Source organism: Enterococcus sp. AZ120 (assembly GCF_050546165.1).
Lineage (GTDB): Bacteria > Bacillota > Bacilli > Lactobacillales > Enterococcaceae > Enterococcus > Enterococcus faecalis.
This window is the reverse complement of sequence record NZ_CP172950.1, coordinates 2,492,921-2,511,670: the sequence shown is the minus strand read 5'-3', so window position 1 is coordinate 2,511,670 and position 18,750 is coordinate 2,492,921. Positions and strand designations below refer to the sequence as shown.

The 18,750-nt window shown below is 39.4% G+C and carries 19 protein-coding genes; 17 read left to right on the top strand and 2 right to left on the bottom strand.

What is annotated here, in order from left to right:
• The first annotated feature begins 304 nt into the window (after positions 1–304).
• On the top strand, positions 305–1,021 hold the full coding sequence (locus tag IGJ46_RS11990; RefSeq protein ID WP_002354895.1) for a PBECR4 domain-containing protein: 717 nt from the start codon (positions 305–307) through the stop codon (positions 1,019–1,021).
• Between the two features lie 1,126 nt (positions 1,022–2,147).
• On the opposite strand, the gene IGJ46_RS11985 is transcribed toward IGJ46_RS11990, so the two are convergent.
• Complete coding sequence (locus tag IGJ46_RS11985; protein WP_002383224.1) at positions 2,148–3,035, bottom strand: MurR/RpiR family transcriptional regulator; 888 nt, start codon at positions 3,033–3,035, stop codon at positions 2,148–2,150.
• Between the two features lie 376 nt (positions 3,036–3,411).
• On the opposite strand from IGJ46_RS11985, the gene gnd reads away from it, so the two are divergent.
• From gnd to IGJ46_RS11920, 13 genes are all read left to right on the top strand, one after another.
• Positions 3,412–4,347: a phosphogluconate dehydrogenase (NAD(+)-dependent, decarboxylating) gene (gene gnd / locus IGJ46_RS11980; protein WP_016627517.1), complete on the top strand. Its 936-nt coding sequence runs from the start codon at positions 3,412–3,414 to the stop codon at positions 4,345–4,347.
• 12 nt (positions 4,348–4,359) lie between these two features.
• On the top strand, positions 4,360–5,361 hold the full coding sequence (locus IGJ46_RS11975) for a D-isomer specific 2-hydroxyacid dehydrogenase family protein (protein ID WP_002354900.1): 1,002 nt from the start codon (positions 4,360–4,362) through the stop codon (positions 5,359–5,361).
• Positions 5,362–5,375: 14 nt separating this feature from the next.
• On the top strand, positions 5,376–6,482 hold the full coding sequence (locus IGJ46_RS11970; protein WP_002359028.1) for an iron-containing alcohol dehydrogenase family protein: 1,107 nt from the start codon (positions 5,376–5,378) through the stop codon (positions 6,480–6,482).
• A 12-nt stretch (positions 6,483–6,494) separates the two neighbouring features.
• Positions 6,495–7,331, top strand: coding sequence for a PTS mannose/fructose/sorbose/N-acetylgalactosamine transporter subunit IIC (locus tag IGJ46_RS11965; protein WP_002354902.1), 837 nt, complete (start codon positions 6,495–6,497; stop codon positions 7,329–7,331).
• Positions 7,332–7,351: 20 nt separating this feature from the next.
• Entirely contained in the window at positions 7,352–8,224 is an 873-nt protein-coding gene (locus IGJ46_RS11960; RefSeq protein ID WP_002354903.1) for a PTS system mannose/fructose/sorbose family transporter subunit IID, read from the top strand.
• A 21-nt stretch (positions 8,225–8,245) separates the two neighbouring features.
• On the top strand, positions 8,246–8,752 hold the full coding sequence (locus IGJ46_RS11955) for a PTS system mannose/fructose/N-acetylgalactosamine-transporter subunit IIB (RefSeq protein WP_002354904.1): 507 nt from the start codon (positions 8,246–8,248) through the stop codon (positions 8,750–8,752).
• Positions 8,753–8,829: 77 nt separating this feature from the next.
• Positions 8,830–9,282 carry a PTS sugar transporter subunit IIA gene (locus IGJ46_RS11950; protein ID WP_002354905.1) on the top strand — a complete coding sequence of 151 codons (453 nt, stop codon included), beginning with the start codon at positions 8,830–8,832 and terminating at the stop codon, positions 9,280–9,282.
• 23 nt (positions 9,283–9,305) lie between these two features.
• The gene (gene uxuA / locus IGJ46_RS11945; protein ID WP_002388613.1) at positions 9,306–10,379 is read left to right on the top strand and encodes a mannonate dehydratase; all 1,074 of its coding nucleotides are present in this window, start codon (positions 9,306–9,308) and stop codon (positions 10,377–10,379) included.
• Between the two features lie 4 nt (positions 10,380–10,383).
• Positions 10,384–11,037, top strand: coding sequence for a bifunctional 4-hydroxy-2-oxoglutarate aldolase/2-dehydro-3-deoxy-phosphogluconate aldolase (locus tag IGJ46_RS11940; protein WP_002354907.1), 654 nt, complete (start codon positions 10,384–10,386; stop codon positions 11,035–11,037).
• Between the two features lie 313 nt (positions 11,038–11,350).
• On the top strand, positions 11,351–11,821 hold the full coding sequence (locus IGJ46_RS11935) for an ASCH domain-containing protein (RefSeq protein ID WP_002354908.1): 471 nt from the start codon (positions 11,351–11,353) through the stop codon (positions 11,819–11,821).
• Between the two features lie 175 nt (positions 11,822–11,996).
• Entirely contained in the window at positions 11,997–12,215 is a 219-nt protein-coding gene (locus IGJ46_RS11930; RefSeq protein ID WP_002381076.1) for a YdbC family protein, read from the top strand.
• 16 nt (positions 12,216–12,231) lie between these two features.
• A complete protein-coding gene (locus IGJ46_RS11925) occupies positions 12,232–13,116 on the top strand; it encodes a YicC/YloC family endoribonuclease (RefSeq protein ID WP_002413791.1) in 885 nt (294 codons plus the stop codon).
• 55 nt (positions 13,117–13,171) lie between these two features.
• The gene (locus IGJ46_RS11920; protein ID WP_002383233.1) at positions 13,172–13,477 is read left to right on the top strand and encodes a hypothetical protein; all 306 of its coding nucleotides are present in this window, start codon (positions 13,172–13,174) and stop codon (positions 13,475–13,477) included.
• 43 nt (positions 13,478–13,520) lie between these two features.
• Here IGJ46_RS11920 and IGJ46_RS11915 read toward each other — a convergent pair whose 3' ends face one another.
• Positions 13,521–15,002, bottom strand: a complete 1,482-nt coding sequence (locus IGJ46_RS11915) for a DUF1958 domain-containing protein (protein ID WP_002389422.1) — start codon at positions 15,000–15,002, stop codon at positions 13,521–13,523.
• Positions 15,003–15,225: 223 nt separating this feature from the next.
• Between IGJ46_RS11915 and gmk the strand changes: the two genes are divergently transcribed.
• The 3 genes from gmk (at position 15,226) to priA (ending at position 18,734) form a co-directional block, all read left to right on the top strand.
• Complete coding sequence (gmk, locus tag IGJ46_RS11910; protein WP_218391303.1) at positions 15,226–15,840, top strand: guanylate kinase; 615 nt, start codon at positions 15,226–15,228, stop codon at positions 15,838–15,840.
• 4 nt (positions 15,841–15,844) lie between these two features.
• Positions 15,845–16,147, top strand: a complete 303-nt coding sequence (gene rpoZ, locus IGJ46_RS11905; protein ID WP_002354916.1) for a DNA-directed RNA polymerase subunit omega — start codon at positions 15,845–15,847, stop codon at positions 16,145–16,147.
• A gap of 154 nt (positions 16,148–16,301) precedes the next feature.
• Positions 16,302–18,734: a primosomal protein N' gene (priA, locus tag IGJ46_RS11900; protein WP_002365371.1), complete on the top strand. Its 2,433-nt coding sequence runs from the start codon at positions 16,302–16,304 to the stop codon at positions 18,732–18,734.
• Positions 18,735–18,750: the final 16 nt, after the last annotated feature.

The following is an 18,750-nucleotide window of genomic DNA, read 5'->3' as shown; positions in this document are numbered from 1 at the left end:
GGAGTGATGATAGAGCCAATCATCGAAAACTTACTTTCAGTGTCACGGTGCATGACACTCCAATGATACTTCTCAATTCATAGCTGACTGTTTCAAGTCGTTATGAACAAAGGATCTAGAGGCTGATACATTTAGTAGCCAGAGGGTTGATAAACTATCAGCATATTTATTTAAAGTACGAAGGCTTAGAAGGAGCCTAGGCGAAAGCTGAAAATAATGCACCCTCTTATGAGATATTTCAACAAACGTGCTTTTTGCACGTTTGTTTTTTTTTATCAAAATGAAAACGTAGAGGAGGGATGGAATGGGTGAAGCTAAAGTAACTAAAACTTTCCGATTAACAGAATTAGTGGCAAGTGATTTAAGTTGTAAAGATTTATTTGATGAACTTATTGCCGTTTTAGAAATTTTAGATGTAGAAGTTGTTAATAAAAAAATAGTTTATTTCTATAAAAGAAACGTGAAAAGTAAACAAGAAAAACTAGAAGTTTGTTTTACTAGAGAGAGTATTCTGCACTTAATTGGGATAAGTTATTATGATATTAATGAAAGAGAAACCTCTAAGTCAAGAACGAAAAGTAAGTATGCTATTGAATTTTATAGAGACTTTAAAAGAAATAAATTGAACTTTTCAAAATGTTGGGTAGAAAGTACAAGAAAAGTAAAAGATAAGCTTCAGGTATTGAAATACATTAAAAGCATAAAGACAGATGTGGTCAGAATAGGCGCTGACGGACAATTAAGAACAATTCCTATGACGAACACAATCAGTACGCCTAAGATTGGTTTAGGGATTGGCTTATATCATGATCATCCAGAATTCTCAATTCCTCGTTCTTGTTTAAATCTTGCTCAGGATAAAGAAGCGAAACAACATACCTCGTTTCGTAACGCCTGTCGGTGTACAAAAATTTGGATATATGAAAGAACAGAACAGGGTACTTGGAAATTAGAAGATAGGCAAGAATTTTTTAAAAAAATACAGGCAGAAAAAAGTAAGAAAAAAAGAAGAAAAAAGTAAGATTACGTCATTAACTTAGTTTGTAATTTGCTATATATCGTCAGCTAATGATGTCGTAGAATGAAAAAAGGGGTTCTCTTATACTAATTTTTGTAAAGAATTAAATTTATTTTCTATTACAAGTCCAGTATAGAACTTATTACTTACATAACAGTACTTTTAGAAAAAATCAGAAACAAAATTAAAGAGAGTAGCCCCTTTGAATTTAAAATTTAATAACGATACGTTAAGAAGTACTATCACTTTTTAATTGGACGAACATCACAATCTGAAATGATAAGAGTTGCGAAATTTGGGGGATTTCGTTTTAATGATTTGCATAAGAAACATTAAAACATAAGCTTGGTTTCATTTCTAAAAAGCATACAAAAATTTGGAAAGTAACAATTTTTCTATAAATAAACTGCCAAGTAAATGTTTAGACAGGATATGTTGCTCAACTTTTACGTTTTAAAACACCAAACAACGTTCTGTTTCTTTGAACGATCATGTGAGAAAATGGGAAACGTGATTTACCTAAACCTTGAATAGTTAAGCAAGTTGAGTGGAGATGAAACGAAAAAAATTATGAATTATGAACATTTTTTTACTTATAAAGATATCATTATTAGTTTACTAATTTTCTTTGGATTGTTGTATGTAATAAGGCTGGAAAGCGTGACTAAATATTTTTCGTTAGTAATAGTCGCCATTGTTTGGTTTAATCCAATACTAGTTCAGCTATTTGACAAGCACACGATTACTGTATCGATAGTTGTTACTCAAATGGTTATGCACTTCCTCTTTATTCCTTTATTTTTATTAACGCTATTAATTATTTCAATAACGGAAAAAGAAGATAGGTTATTTTGCCTACCCATTATATTTTCAGTCTTTCTTGTCTGTTCGCAAGCAACTTGGCTGTATGAGTATAATCTACTTTTCAGAGTAGTCGATATCTGGATGATTCTAATGATACTGTTCGTAAGGATAAAAAATATAAATCCTGAGTAGTTGCACTGAGAAAGCCAAGGATTAAAACTTCAAAGGAAAAGCCTGGGACATCAATCATTTTGGATTTTTGTTCCAGGCTTAAAAATGATAAAGGGTGGGAGCAGAAGCAACTACTAACAAATAAGACTTTTCTTTACGACAAGTAATGCGGATCGGTCTTAGTCGTGCTAATGTTATCACGGATTTTTTTCAAGGAATCGGCATTTTGATCAAAATTGTGATACATCGTATTTGTGTATAAAATATCCATTACCGTTAAGTAACTAATCCGTGAAGCCAAGGATTCCGCACGAAACAAGCCTTCTTCGGTGACGACAATAATTGCTTCGTCGGACAAGCCTGCCAACTCTGAACCGCTGTTACCAGTTAACGTAATCATTTTTGCGTTGGTTTTTTTAACTTGTCGTGCTAGGTTGATTGATTCTTTGGTTTTGCCTGAATGGGAAAAAATAAACACGCAATCTTCACTGGTTAATTTTGTGACAAAACTTAACTGCATGTGGTAATCAAAAATGTAGTTGCACCGATAGTTGGTCCGAATGAATTTATGGAAACTATCAAAAGCCACAATCGAGGAGCCACCTTGCCCAAAAAAGTGAAGCGTTTTGGCAGAGTACATCAAAGCCAACACGTTATCTAACAGCTCTTTTGTTAAGAACTGTGTGGCGTTACTGAGGGAATAAATATTGGCTTGTAAGACTTTTTTAGCAATCGTAATACTATCATCATCTGGTGAAATATCATCGGCGCCATTCACGCTATTGACGTTTTGAAAAGTCGGCTGATAATTAGAATTCCTGGCGATATCAATTTTAAATTCTTGGAACCCAGAATAGCCAATCTTTTTTACAAATTGATACACGGAAGATTGGGAGACGCCAATTTCGTTGGCAAGACTTTCTAACGTCATTTGTGTCAATAATGATTCAGAATGAACAAAGTAATCGGAAATTTTCTTTTCTGTGAGGCTCAAATTCGGTTTTTTGATCCGAATCCGTTGATCCAAATAGTGGTTTTTCATTAACACGTTCCTCCAATCTTATTTTTTTTAAAATAAAATGAATGCCTTTTCATTGTTGGTATAGACTGATTATAGTGGAAAAAGAGGACAAATACAATTTCTCTTTTTCTCCACAAAAAAGAAATTCTTTAAAAAAAGCCCAAAAAAAATAAATAATCTTTTTTCTGAAAAATGAAGGGGTCTTGAAAAGACTTCTCTCAACTAAAGAAAGTAGCCAGTAAAAAGAACGTGATACCAAGAGATTTACTTGTGTTTTTTGTATGAAAGCTCCTTAAAAATAAAAACGTTTTACCTTTTGAGCAGGCAAGATTTTTGCTAAAAAATAAAAAATATTTTTTAATTAGTGTAATCGTTTACATTATTTTTTTTATCCTTTATGATTGAAGTATCAAAAGAGGCAGGTGAAAGAAAAATGGACATTGGCTTTATTGGACTTGGGAAAATGGGTTTGAACATGGCATTAAATGTTCACGAACAAGGCTGGCCCATTATTGGCTTTGATGTGACAAAGGAAGCAAGAGCGACTGCTAGAGAGCAGGGGCTTTCCGTTGTAGATTCGTTGCCGGAACTATTGAAAGCGCTTAACAAAAGGAGGGTGATTTTTTTAAGTACCCCCGCTGGTCAGATTACCAATCAATTAGTGGCAGAATTGGTAGAGCAATTAGCACCAGAGGATATCATTGTGGATAGTGGCAATTCAAATTTTCATGATAGTGTTGCGAATGCTCAATTTGCTAAGGAAAAAGGAATTTATTTTATTGATTGTGGTACTTCTGGTGGCATCAAAGGAGCGCGGGAAGGAGCGTGTTTAATGGTTGGCGGTGCGCCTGAAGCCGTCAAGGTGTTAACCCCATTTTTTGAAGATTTAGCTTGTGAACAAGGGTATCTTTATGCTGGGAAATCAGGAGCTGGTCACTATTTGAAAATGGTGCATAACGGGATTGAGTACGTCATGATGCAAGCCATGGGCGAAGGATTCAATTTATTAGAAGCTGCCGAATATGATTTTGCGTTGGAGAAAGTAGCCGATGTGTGGAATCACGGCTCGATTATTGAAGCTCGCTTGATGGGCTTAGCGAAAGAGGTTTTTGCGGAAAATCCTACGTTAGCCAATCTAGAAGGGAAAGTGGCAGCAAATGGCGAAGCCAAATGGATGATTGAAGAAGCATTGCGTTTGGAGATGCCCGTCCCAACTACGGCGTTGTCCTTATTTACTCGAAATGAAAGTATGCTAGCAAATCATTTTTCAAACAAAGTGGTCGCTTCTTTGCGACAAGGATTTGGCGGGCATGAAGTCGTAAAAAGTCAGTAAAGGAGTTTAGTCATGTTAAAAAAACAAAAAATTGCCATAGTGAATTCCAGTAGTTTTGGTCAAATTTTTCCTGAACACTTGACGCGCTTAGAAAAAATAGGCACCGTGAAGCATTTTACAGTCGACAGTGAAATTGGTGGCAAAGAGTTAGCGGAACGTTTACAAGGATATACGATTATTATTGCTAGCGTGACGCCATTTTTCACGAAAGAATTTTTTGAACATAAAGATGAATTGTTGCTGATTTCTCGCCACGGTATTGGGTATAACAACATCGATTTAGACGCTGCAAAACAGCATGACACAATTGTTTCCATCATCCCAGCTTTAGTAGAACGAGATGCCGTGGCGGAAAACAACGTCACAAATTTACTAGCTGTTTTACGGCAAACCGTGGCTGCAGATGCCAGCGTTAAAGCAGATCAATGGGAAAAACGAGCGAATTTTGTCGGTCGGACGTTATTTAACAAAACTGTGGGTGTCATTGGTGTTGGGAACACAGGAAGTTGTGTCGTGGAGACGTTACGAAACGGATTTCGCTGTGACGTGTTAGCGTATGATCCCTATAAATCCGCCACTTATCTGCAAAGTTATGGAGCAAAAAAAGTAGACTTAGATACGTTGCTAGCTTCAGCTGACATCATTTGTTTATGTGCCAATTTAACTGAAGAAAGTTATCACATGATTGGCTCGGCGGAAATTGCCAAGATGAAAGACGGCGTCTATCTTTCCAATAGCGCACGAGGCGCCTTGATTGATGAAGAAGCCATGATTGTCGGCTTACAATCGGGCAAAATTGCTGGGCTTGGGACAGATGTTTTAGAAGAGGAACCAGGTCGGAAAAATCATCCTTATCTTGCGTTTGAAAATGTAGTAATGACGCCGCACACCTCCGCTTATACCATGGAATGCCTGCAAGCGATGGGAGAAAAATGCGTGCAAGATGTGGAAGACGTGGTGCAAGGTATTTTACCTCAACGGGCAGTGCAAGAAGTCAGTCGTTACGTTAGTTAAGAAGGAGGAGGAGCATGTTAACTGATTTAAAAGTGAAAGTTGGACCGCAATTTTATCGTTACCACGAAGGCGCCTTAGCTTCGGTGCCGTCACTTTTCAAGGAATATCACGCCCAACGAATTTTGGTGGTGCATGGCACCGTATCCTTTGAAAAAGCTCAGCCATTTTTACCATTCTTGGCAGATTCAGAGTATCAATTCTTCTATCACACTTACACAGGAGAATGTAGTTATTTTGGCGCCGAACAAATTTCACAGCAAATAAAGGAACACCAGATTGACTTTCTTCTGGGAGTCGGCGGCGGTAAGTTAGCCGATTTAGTGGGCTACAGCGCCCATTTAAACAATCTGAATTTTGGCTTGGTCCCTACTTTGGCTAGTAACTGTGCGCCGTGGACACCGTTAGCTGTGATGTATCAAGAAAATGGCGCGGCCGAAGGCAAAACGGAACATTTCTTTCGCCAAGCTGCGTTTTTAATCACTGATCCTAAGTTGCTTCTTGATGCGCCCCGTGATTATTTTGTCGCTGGTTTAGCTGATACGTTAGCGAAATGGTATGAATCAGAGACCATTTTACGCCAAGCCCATTTGCAAGGGGAACCCTTTTTACAATTAGCGGGAGCGACCGCCAAGCTTTCGCAAGAAGCGATTATGCGGGACTCAAAAGCAGCCTTAGCAGCGATGGATGAGGGCAAACTCACGCCTGAATTTGTCCATCTTTCAGAAATTGTTTTCGCTGTTTCTGGATTAGTCGGCGGCTTCGGCGACAAATACGCCCGCAATGCAGCAGCACACGCCATGCATGATGCTATGAGTAAATTTTTACCAAAAAGTCATGACTATTTACATGGCGAAAAAGTAGCTTACGGCATCTTCTATCAATTAGCATTGGAAAAAAGGTGGGCCATCATAGACGCATTAATCCCTTTTTATCAAGAGCTAAACTTGCCCATGTCGTTACGACAAATGGGCCTTTACCCAGAAGAAGAAGCAGTACTCGATGCAATGGTTCAATTTATTGATTCAAAAGAAAAGGTTCATTTAATTCCTATTGAGATTTCGGAAGAACGTTTACGTCAAGGGATTGAAGAGCTAGAAAAGTATATCCAAAACCAAGGATAAGAAGGAGGAACTATGGAAACGTTAAGTGTTTTACAAAGTTTGATAATGGCGCTTTGGGTGGCAGCAATTATGTCCAGATGGCTTGGAGGAGGAGCAACGTTAACGTTGCGTTTCTCGCCCTTAATGACAGGGTTAGTAGCAGGTTTAGTGATGGGCGATGTCCCGAAAGCGATGATTGTCACCGCAGCATTACAAATGATTTACATGGGTGTTTTTTCACCAGGTGGCTCTATGCCAGCAGAACCATCAATTGCGGCAGCGATTGCTGTGCCAGTTGCGTTGCTAGGGAATTTGAAGCCGGAAGCGGCTATTGCCGTAGCGGTTCCTGTCGGTCTTTTAGGAAGTTATTTATATCAATTCCGTTTCTTTATTAACACGTTTTTAGGGAAGTATACCGATCGTGCGGTGGCTGAACTAAATTCTAAAAAAATTGCCCGCTCAATTATCTGGTATCCAACGATTGCCTCATTTATTTTATTCGTTCCATTAGTCTTTTTTGCTCTTTATCTAGGGGCACCAGTCATTGCCGATATTATTAAAGCATTAGAAGGAACCGTTGTGATTCACGTGTTAGAAGTAGTCGGTGGTGGTTTAGCCGCAATTGGGATTGCGACAACGGTCTATGTCATTGGTCGAAAAGATTTCTTGGTTTTCTTTTTCCTTGCATACTTCATGAGTATCGTCTTTAAGTCATTGGAAATTACCATGGTAACGTATGCCATCTTTGGCGTAATTATTGCGTTAATTTTTGTGCAAGTCCAAAAAGGCAAACCTGTAGCAGAAAGTGCTGGTTCCGCCAGTGCCACCACTGATTTTGATGATGATGACGATTACGATGACGGGTTTTAAAAGAAAAAGGAGGAACTGAAATGACGGAAACAACAGAAAAAGTCGTGCCGAAAACAACGAATTTAGCACCAGAAGAAATTACCAATAAAGATGTTACAAAAGCCTATCTCCGTTGGCATTTTGCCAATGAAATTCCCCATTCCTTTGAACGTTACTTGGCGCCTTCGTTATTGTACGCAATGATGCCACTTTTAAAGAAATTATATAAAGACGATGAACAATTAAAAGCCGCTTATATGCGTCAACTGCTGTTTTTCAATACGCAATTAAGTTGGGGCGGCGGGGTCATTACTGGGCTGATGGCTTCTATGGAACAAGAGCGGGCCAAAGAAGAACATGAAGGCCGCGAAATCATGATGCAAGATGATTTAATGTATAACACCAAAGCTGGCTTGATGGGCGCGTTAGCTGGGATTGGTGATGCGATTGACTCAGGTACGGTTCAATATATTTTTATTGCGATTGCGGTGCCGTGGGCGCAACAAGGTAGCGCATTAGGTGCGATTTTCCCCTTTGTCGCGTTTGCCCTTTATCAAGTACTGTTAGGTGTGTTCTTTGCGAGACAATCCTTCAAAATGGGGCGGAATGCTACAGGCTTAATGCAAAGTGCTGGGATTCAAAAAGCCATTGAAATGTTATCTGTTTTAGGGTTGTTCATGATGGGGATTTTAGCTGGTAATTATGTCAAAGTTTCTTCAACTCTTCAATTTAAACTTTCTGGCCGTGAGTTTGTGGTCCAAGATATCCTTGATCAGATTGTCCCAGGACTCTTACCGCTAGCTGTTGTAATGGGCGTGTATTGGTTCTATACGAAAAAAGGCTTGAAAGTTACGCAAGCATTATTGTGGTTAACAGGTATTTTAATTGTCTTAGCAACAGTCGGTATTTTATAAAAAGAAAAGGACGTGAATCAGATGGGCGTAGTAAATTTAGCAAGAGTAGATGAACGATTAATTCATGGACAAGTGATGGTGACCTTGTCCCAAAAAAGTGGTGTTAATTCCATTTTCGTTGTCGATGAAGTGGTGGCAAAGGATAAATTTATGCGTGATTTATACAAAAGTGCAGGCAGTCGGACAGGACAAAAAACCATTGTCATTACGCCGGAAAAAGCCAAATTTTATTGGGATGAATACCAATTCAAAGAGTACAACTGTATTTTAATCGCTAAAACCGTCTCTGTAATTTATGACTTAGTAAAACACGGAGTCCCTATGAAGGAGTTAAATATCGGCGGTATTGCACAGAAGAATCCAGAAAAAGATTTATTAGTAACCAAATCAGTTTATTTAAACAAAGAAGATGCTGAAAAATTAAAAGAACTACATGAGGTGTATGGCGTAGAAGATATTTATTTCCAAGCAACGCCTTCTGCACCAAAAACTAGTTTAAAAGAGGTTTTAGGCAAATTTAATTTATAAAAAAGGCCAGTCGCTTGAGTCATTGCATGACTGTTTGAAGTAATGACTCAAGCCACTGAACTGAAGGAGGAACTTTTATGTTAGGGATTGTGATTGCTACACACGGTGCACTAAGTGACGGTGCGAAAGACGCAGCTACCGTGATTATGGGCGCAACCGAAAATATCGAAACCGTTAATCTAAATAGTGGCGACGATGTCCAAGCACTAGGCGGACAAATTAAAACAGCGATTGAGAACGTCCAACAAGGGGATGGCGTGTTGGTCATGGTTGACTTATTAAGTGCGAGTCCTTACAATCAGGCAGTTTTGGTGATTAACGAACTCGAACCAGCTCTACAAAAGAAAATCTTTGTGGTGAGTGGTACCAACCTACCAATGGTCTTAGAAGCGATAAACCATCAATTATTGGGCACACCGATTGCTGAAGCGGCGCAAGCGATTGTTGCGCAAGGCAAAGAAAGTGTGCAAGCATGGGATATTTCTATGACTTCATTTGAGGATGAAGAGGATGAGGACGATGATTTTTAAGAATGTAGTAAAGGGTGAAAGCAATGAAATGGGGATTTAGATGGTACGGAGCGGCAGGCGATGCCATTCCGTTAAAACATATTCGACAGATTCCAGGAATTACTGGTGTTGTCGGTACCTTGTTAAATAAACTACCAGGTGATGTTTGGACAGTAGCCGAAATTCAGGCACTTAAACAATCGGTAGAACAAGAAGGATTGGCACTTTTAGGAATTGAAAGTGTCGCTATTCATGATGCCATTAAAGCGGGAACGGATCAACGAGACCATTATATTGATAATTATCGCCAAACGTTACGTAACTTGGGGAAATGTGGAATTTCCTTAGTGTGCTACAGTTTCAAGCCTATTTTTGGTTGGGCTAAAACGGACTTAGCGTATGAGAATGAAGATGGTAGCTTATCGTTGTTATTTGATCAAGCTGTGGTAGAGAACATGCAGCCAGAAGACATGTATCAATTAATTCACAGTCAATCAAAAGGATTCCGGTTACCAGGTTGGGAAGAGGAGCGTTTGCAACAATTTCAAGAATTGAAAGCCATGTATGCCGGCGTAACAGAAGAAGATTTGGTCGAAAATTTGCGCTACTTTTTAGAACGTGTGATTCCTGTCTGTGAAGAAGAAAATATCAAAATGGGGATTCACCCCGATGATCCACCTTGGGAAATTTTTGGTTTGCCAAGAATCACTAAAAATTTAGCGGATTTAAAACGGATCCTTTCCTTGGTGGACTCACCAGCAAATGGGATTACATTTTGTACAGGTTCCCTCGGTGCGGACCCGACGAATGATTTGCCTACTATGATTCGTGAAATAGGTCACAGAATTAATTTTGTTCATTTCCGCAATGTGAAGTATTTAGGTGAGCATCGTTTTGAAGAAACGGCGCATCCGAGTGTCGCTGGTTCGTTAGATATGGCGGAATTAATGCAAGCACTGGTAGACGTAGGGTATGAAGGCGTTATTCGCCCTGACCATGGGCGGGCAATTTGGGATGAAAAAGCGATGCCTGGTTATGGTTTATATGATCGAGCAATGGGGTTGACCTATATTCAAGGACTGTACGAAGCAACCAAAGCCAAACAAAATAGGAAGTGACAGAATGGAAACAAAAGTTGAAAAAAATCAACTGTATCAACAATTAGCGACATGTAAACTTTTACCACTATACACTGCAACAGATTTACGCTATTTGCCACAAGTAGAATCAGTCTTAGTAGAAAACGAATTACCGTTTATTGAAGTCACTTTTCGGAGTCAGCTGGCCTTGCCTGCCATCAAACAACTTGCTGCTTCAGGGAATTTAATAGTAGGCGCAGGAACTGTTCGAACCTTGAAAGAAGCCCAAGAGGCAGTAGCGAACGGTGCACAGTTCATTGTTTCCCCAGCGATTGTTCCAGAAGTCATTGATTTTTGTCTGGCAAACGAGGTGCCTATTTTTCCAGGAACAGCTACGCCTGGGGAGATTCAGCGAGCGCTGGCGTATGGCTTACGAGTGGTTAAATTTTTCCCAGCCGATATTTACGGCGGGTTAAAAGCCATCAAAAGTTTAAGCGGTCCGTTTTATGATGTTCAATTTTTACCAACTGGTGGGATTGATGAAACAAACTTTATAGAGTATGTGGAAGCCAAAGAAGTATTAGCAGTGGGCGGCTCCTTTATTTTATCGGAAAAGATGCTTCAAGAAGATGAAGCTTCGGCACGCCAGCATGTTCAATCTTTACTTACGAAAATCAAAGAACGACAAGCAAAATAAAAAGATGAGGTCGGGACAGAAGCGTTTAACTCCGAGAAATAAGAAGGAATTTCCGAAAATTGTTCTGTAATTTTTGGAGAATTTCGGCTTATTTCCGAAGGAGTTGCTTCTGTTCCCGCCGTTTATAAGTTTTTGAGCGTGGAGCAAAAATCCAAAGTGATTTTTGTCCCACGCTCTCTTTTTTTTCTGTCCAAATGTTACTGACATTATTTTAGTTTTCATTTTGTAAAAATAGTATAGGAGAAAAGCAATCAGTTATGTATAATTAGTGAAAGAAGGTTGCGTGAAGTAAAAATAAAAAGGAGAGCAAAGGATGTTAAAAAATGTAGAAGTGTTCTGGCAAAACTTTTTAGATAAACATGAATTAGATATGTTGATGCCCGATGTGTGGATGTTTGGTGATGGCTCTTCTGAGATGGGTAATCGTTTGGGTCAATTGGTTGTTTCTGGTCGTAAGACAGCGACATGTTCTTCTTTAGATATTTATAAGATGGAAGAAGAACAACTCCCTAAAGCTGGTCAATACGACATAATTTTAGATGGTCAGTCTCAACCGCTGGCTATTATTCGAACAACCAAAGTTGAAATTATGCCCATGAACAAGGTCTCAGAATCTTTTGCGCAAGCGGAAGGTGAAGGAGATTTGACGTTGGATTATTGGTATGAAGAGCATGCGCGGTTCTTTAAAGAAGAACTGGCCCCCTATCAGTTACAATTTTATCCCGATATGCTGTTAGTTTGCCAAAGTTTTGAAGTAGTGGATCTTTATACAGAAAAAGAATAGACAGAGAAGCGGTGACTGACACGATTGAAACGAGCAGTTGTCGCTTTTTTTACTGATTTTTTGAAAAAGTTGCGTATGTTTATATAGACAGGGTGATAGAAAAGAGATGTGTATTTTAAGTGTCGAGGAAAAGATGGTACAATAACCTAAGGAATACTAACAAGGAGTGAATGTTATGAAAGAAGAATTTTCATATGAAATTTTAGAAGAAGTCGCTGTGTTATCTGAGAATGCTCGTGGCTGGCGTAAAGAATTGAATTTAATTAGTTGGAATGGTCGTCCACCAAAATTTGATTTGCGTGAGTGGGCCCCTGATCACGAAAAAATGGGTAAAGGCATCACCTTAACTAACGAAGAATTTGCTGAATTAAGCAAAACAATTAAATCCATGTAAAAGGAGCACCCTGTCAATGAAAAGTATGACTGGATTTGGAAAAAAGACCATTCAAAATGAAAATTATCAATTGGATATCGAAGTCAAAAGTGTCAACCAGCGGTTTTTAGATATTCAATTGCGTATGCCAAAGGAACTGAATGCCTATGAACTGGTGATTCGGCAAGTAATCAAACGCACGTTAAAACGTGGACGTGTGGAAGTCTATGTAAATCTCCAAAAAATCGGCAACAATCAAAAAGAAGTGCGCGTGCAGTGGGACTTAATTGATCAATTATTAAATTCGGTAGATCAACATTTAAAGGAAAACTATCCGGAAGCAACGTTTGATGCAGGGGACACGGTCAACCATTTATTAAAGCAAAATGATTTTGTCGAAATAGTGGAAGCAGAAATTGCTGATCAGACATTTGAACCATTTCTTGTTCAAGCATTTGAAGCAGCCATCGCTAGTCTTGACCAAAGCCGTGTGCAAGAAGGAACGCAAATTAAACAAATCCTGCTTGACTATGTAGCAGTGTTGACCCAATCAATTCAAGAGCTGCAAGCGTTTGTGGGCGTTTTTGAACAAGAATACCGTCAACGTTTTGAAGCGAAATTAAACGAATGGTTAGGTAGCCAAGTGGATGAAACACGCTTATTAACAGAAATGGCCATTTTATTGGAAAAAGGCGATATTCATGAAGAATTGGATCGTTTGGATATCCATATTGATAAGTTGCATCAGTTGCTTGACGAAACAGAACCAGTGGGCCGAGAACTAGATTTCTTAATTCAAGAAATGAACCGTGAAGTCAATACGATTGGTTCGAAATCAAGTCCAATTGAAATAAAAAATAGTGTCGTTCAAATGAAAACAACCTTAGAAAAGATTCGTGAACAAATTCAAAATGTCGAATAGAGAAAATGGTTTCGTGTTTTTCCAGAAAACGCTATAATATAGAAGTAACGAATAAATGACAGAGGTGAAAGCAATGACTAAATTTTATGATGTAACCTTTCAAGAATTAAGTGGTCGTTCTGTGGTAAAAACAGAAGTCGCTTCAGACAGAGAACCATTTGACGTCTGGCAAGATGCTTGTGCAAGCTATTCTGAAACAGAATTAAATATCCAAATTAACGAAGACACGTTTGTTACTTTGAATCGTCACTTTGTTGTTCGCATTGACGTGAAAGAAGTTGACGGCCCTGTCGACAAACAAGTTCGTCGTCGCGATGAATTGATGAACGTGGTCAATACGCTTTCTAATATGGGCTTATAAAAAATACCACCAAGCATTTCACGCTTGGTGGTATTTTTTATAATTAGAATAAAAGAAACAAGCCAACGGCGCATAGGAAAGAAAGAACTGCGGCACTTAAAAAGATTGTCCGCATGGCTGCAGTTTTACTGCTTTCTTTGCCGTGTTTTTTCTGACGTTCTAAACGTTTTTGAAGCTGACGGGTAATTACTGAGAAAATCAGCCCGAAAAGGACTAAAACACTTGTGGCAATCGATTTGGGAATAAAATGATTCGGTTCTGCAACGGTGGTATCCCCAGAATGTTCGTTTGATTCTTCCGCAGCTTCAGCTGTTGTTTGTTTTGGCTTAACTTCTTGGTAAGCCACTTTCGGCGCTTGAACAGTACTATTTAACAATGTCAAAGGCGTGTCGACTTGCACCTGCCCTGCTACTAATTTAAAAGTAGGCTGACTGCCTTTGGGAACGACACCGTATAAATCGTTAGCCAAAGTGACTTTTTTGTGATCAATGGTTTGTGGTCCTTTGTCTAAAAGTTTTTTGCGTTCGTATGTCGTATAGGCATAGTCCAGCAAAGCATTCCCAGCAACATGCCGTTCGTATTCACCATCTTGGTTTTGCCAATTACCAACGCCTAAAATGACTTCAATTAAACGGAAATCTCCTTGTTTGACAGTCGCAATATAGTTAAAGCCGCCTGTTGGACTAGAGCCTGTTTTTAAACCATCCACGCCTTGATAACCATACTTAGCGCCTGGTAAAGAATAATTGTACGCTTCAAACGTTTCCTCGTAAGGCGTGCCGACCATTGTTTTCACCACTGGTTTATTGGTGATTTCTAAAATTTCTGGATAATTTTTCAGAAAATGATAGGTTAGTGAAGCTAAATCTCTAGCTGTAGAGACGTTATCGCCATTTGGGTCAATTCCTTGCATTTGATACAGGCCGTTAAAGGCACTTGCTTGCGCTCCACTGCAGTTGTAATAGGTAGTATTTGTCATCCCTAGTTCAGCCGCTTTTTGATTCATTAAATGAACAAAGTCAGTAGGCTGGTTCCCTGAAATTAAATTTGCCAACATGAGAGTCGCCACATTAGAAGAGGGGACAGCAATCATTTTTAACAGTTCACGGACTGGATAAGCCACACCTAACGTAATTTTGTTATTACTAATGGCATATATTTTAGAAATATCGACATCTTTTTGCGTAGCAGTCACAGTCGTATCCATTGTAAATTTTCCTTGCTCCATTGCTTCAAAGGCCAAGTACATGGTCATCACTTTGGCAATACTGGCAGGATTCCACGCTAAATCTGGTTGCTGCGACCAGAGAATTTCTCCAGAATCAGCATCAACAACGATGGCTGCTTTGGGAATGCCATCCGCTTTCAGAGTCGTCCCCATTTTTTTAGCAATCGCGGTAATATCTTCTTCTGCATGAGTCACAGTAGGTTGGGCAAAAAAGGCCCCACAACTGACAACTAAGCCTAGCAGAAACAATGTAAATGGTTTAATTCGTGCGATGTTTCTCAGTCCTTTCTTATTCACGTTTTTTTCATCCTAAAGGAGTCATCACTTCATTTTACTTAAAAAATGGCTGCCTGTATAGGAATTCTAGGTAATTTGTTTAAAAAAAGAACAAGTTATGAAAGCCAAATTAAAGAAGAAATGTTATTTTTTCAGTGAATCTCCAAGAAAGTCTTGAAAATTGCAGAAAAAAAGTGCAAAATAGAACTAATACTGTGAAATTATGTTTTGAAAGGAAGTCGTTATGTCAGAGCGCGGGTTATTAATCGTATTGTCAGGTCCTTCAGGAGTGGGGAAAGGGACTGTAAGAAAGGCTATTTTCGACAGTGAAGAAAATGATTTTCACTATTCAATCTCAATGACCACTCGGAAACAGCGAGAAGGCGAAGTGGATGGAGTAGATTACTATTTCCGTTCAAGAGAAGAATTTGAAGCGATGATTGAAGCTGGAGAAATGTTGGAATATGCGGAATATGTTGGTAACTATTATGGGACACCATTAACGTATGTTAACCAGACGCTAGATGAAGGCAAAGACGTCTTTTTAGAAATCGAAGTCCAAGGGGCTAAACAAGTCAAAGACAAAGTGCCTGATGGCGTATTTATCTTTTTGACACCCCCCGATTTAGCGGAATTAAAATCAAGAATTATTGGCCGCGGAACAGACGAAATGTCTGTGATTGAAGAACGAATGGCTGTGGCCAGAGAAGAAATCGAAATGATGGCGCTGTATGATTATGCGGTAGTGAATGATGAAGTTCCTTTAGCCGTGCAACGAATTAAAGACATTATCGCGAGTGAGCACTTCCGTGTTGACCGTGTAATTGGAAAATATATTAAAATGTTAGAGGAGATGTAGCCTTATGATGTTAAAACCGTCAATTGACTCATTATTAAAAGAAGTCCCTTCAAAATATTCTTTGGTTATTTTAGCAAGCAAACGTGCGCATGAATTAGATGAAGGCGTTCAACCAACCGTTGAATCCTTTGATTCTGTAAAAAGTGTGGGTCGTGCGTTAGAAGAAATCGAAGCAGGAACAGTGATCAGTGATCCAAATCCTGAAGAAAAACGCGAACGTCTACGCATTGAACGTGAAGAACGCAAACGCCAACGTGAACAAGAACAAAAAGAATTAGAAAACCGTTTACGTGACGAAAAAAATTAATTGAATGATTGTCAACGAATGGAGAAAGCCGTCTGTCTATTTCAGAGGCTTTCTCTTCGTTTATTCTGAAAGGTGCCAGCGAGACACACAAGACAAATCAGTCAATCTTTAGTACAATAGGCAAAGAGAATTTACATAAAAAGGAGGACGCACCATGCAAAAAGTAGCCAAAGTTATTGTGGATGTACCAACGATGCAAACCGATCAACCATTCACTTATTTAGTTCCTGAAAATTTAAATGAGCAATTGGCTGTCGGCATGCGTGTAGAAGTGCCTTTTGGTAACGGTAATCGGCATGTTCAAGGGTTTGTTTTAGCCATTGAACCAATGGCTGCAACGGTTCTTGACGAAACCAATGTTCAGTTGAAAGAACTAGTGGCGGTGTTGGATTTAAAACCTGTCTTAAATACAGAAATGTTGGCTTTAGCTGATTATATGAAGGAAAAAACGTTTGCTTTTAAAATCACTTGTTTGCAAACCATGTTGCCTAGCGTAATGCGTGCCGATTACCAAAAATATATTTATTTAACGGATGAGCTTTCTGAAGAATTACAAGATCAGTTATTTTATGGTTTAGAGGAAATTTCGTGGGACCAAGCGCAAGAACGTGGGCTTTTGCCTCAACTAATGGCGTTGCGTAAACAGCAAAAAGTCGATATTCGCTACGAAGTTACGACGAGAAATAAAGTCAAAATGGTCCGCTTCATTCAAGCCGCTAAGGAATTTGAACAACTAGAGGAAATTCGTTTGGGGTTACGCAAGGGAGCTAAGAAGAAAGAGCAACTTCTTTACTATTTACAACGCTTGGGCACTGAAAAAGTCACCGCTGTGAAGGAAATGAAAGAATTAGGTTTCAGTACCGCGCTTTTAAATGAAGCGGCCAAAAACGGCTGGTTAACGTTCATTGAAAAAGAAGCGTATCGTGATCCGTTTGCTAATCAGACGTTTGAAAAAACGACTGCGTTATCTTTGAATGCAGAACAACAGGTGGCTGTGGAAACAATCTTACAATCGGTCCAAGAACAGCAAAGCCAAACCTACTTATTGGAAGGTATTACAGGAAGTGGGAAAACAGAAGTTTATCTACAGGTCATTGCAGAAGTTCTTAACCAAGGCAAAACAGCCATTATGCTTGTCCCTGAAATTTCTTTAACTCCGCAAATGGTGCAACGCTTTAAAAGTCGCTTTGGCGAACATGTTGCTGTAATGCACAGTGGCTTATCGCAAGGTGAAAAATACGATGAGTGGCGGAAGATTGAACGAGGAGAAGCGGAAGTGGTGGTTGGCGCGCGTTCTGCCATTTTTGCGCCAATCGAAAACATCGGTGTGATCATTATTGATGAAGAACACGAGGCAAGTTATAAACAAGAAGAAACCCCCCGCTACCACGCGAGAGATTTAGCGATTTGGCGTTCGGAGTACCATCATTGCCCTGTTGTTTTAGGCAGTGCCACGCCGTCCTTGGAATCACGCGCTCGCGCACAAAAAAATGTTTATCAGCGGTTACGATTAACACAGCGTGCCAATCAAGCGGCAACCTTGCCTACGATTGATGTAGTGGATATGCGGCAAGAAGTAGAAAATGGCAATGTCTCTTCTTTTTCCATGTCGTTGCAAGAAAAACTCCAAGAACGCTTAGAGAAAAACGAACAAAGTGTTCTCCTACTTAATCGCCGTGGCTATTCGTCATTTGTGATGTGTCGCGATTGTGGCTATGTGTTGCCGTGTCCGAATTGTGATATTTCCTTAACTTTGCATATGGATAGCAAAACAATGAAATGTCATTATTGTGGACATGAAGAACGGATTCCTTATCGCTGTCCTAACTGTGGCCAAGATAAAATTCGCTACTACGGAACAGGCACACAAAAAGTAGAAGAAGAATTACAAACGTTGTTACCAGACAGTCGTATTCTCCGAATGGATGTTGATACGACCCGACGCAAAGGTGCGCATGAAAAGATTTTGCGAACATTTGGTGAAGGACAAGCGGATATCTTATTAGGCACACAAATGATTGCCAAAGGACTGGACTTTCCAAATGTGACGTTAGTCGGTGTCTTAAATGCTGATACCGCCTTGAATTTACCCGATTTTCGTTCCAGTGAACGGACCTTCCAGTTATTGACACAGGTCAGTGGCCGAGCTGGTCGTGCTGAAAAACCGGGAGAAGTCATCATTCAATCTTTTAACCCCGAGCATTATGCGATACAATTGGCAAAAGCCCAAGATTATGAAGATTTTTATACAAAAGAAATGTATATTCGTCATCGTGGGGATTATCCGCCGTACTATTTTACGGTCCAAATTACGGCTAGCCATCCTGAAGAAAATGAAGCAGCGAAACAAATGTTTCAAATCGCGACGAAATTAAAACAAGGCTTATCGCCGCAAGCTATTTTGCTGGGACCAACGCCCAACGCAATTATGCGTGTCAATAATCGATACTTTTATCAAGTGATTATCAAGTATAAACAAGAACCAATGCTTCAACCATTATTGAAAGAAATTTTAACCGATACACAACGAGCAACGGCTCGTGGTTTAAAGCTTTCCATAGATGCAGAACCCATGAATTTTATTTAAAAAATACAGCTTTGAA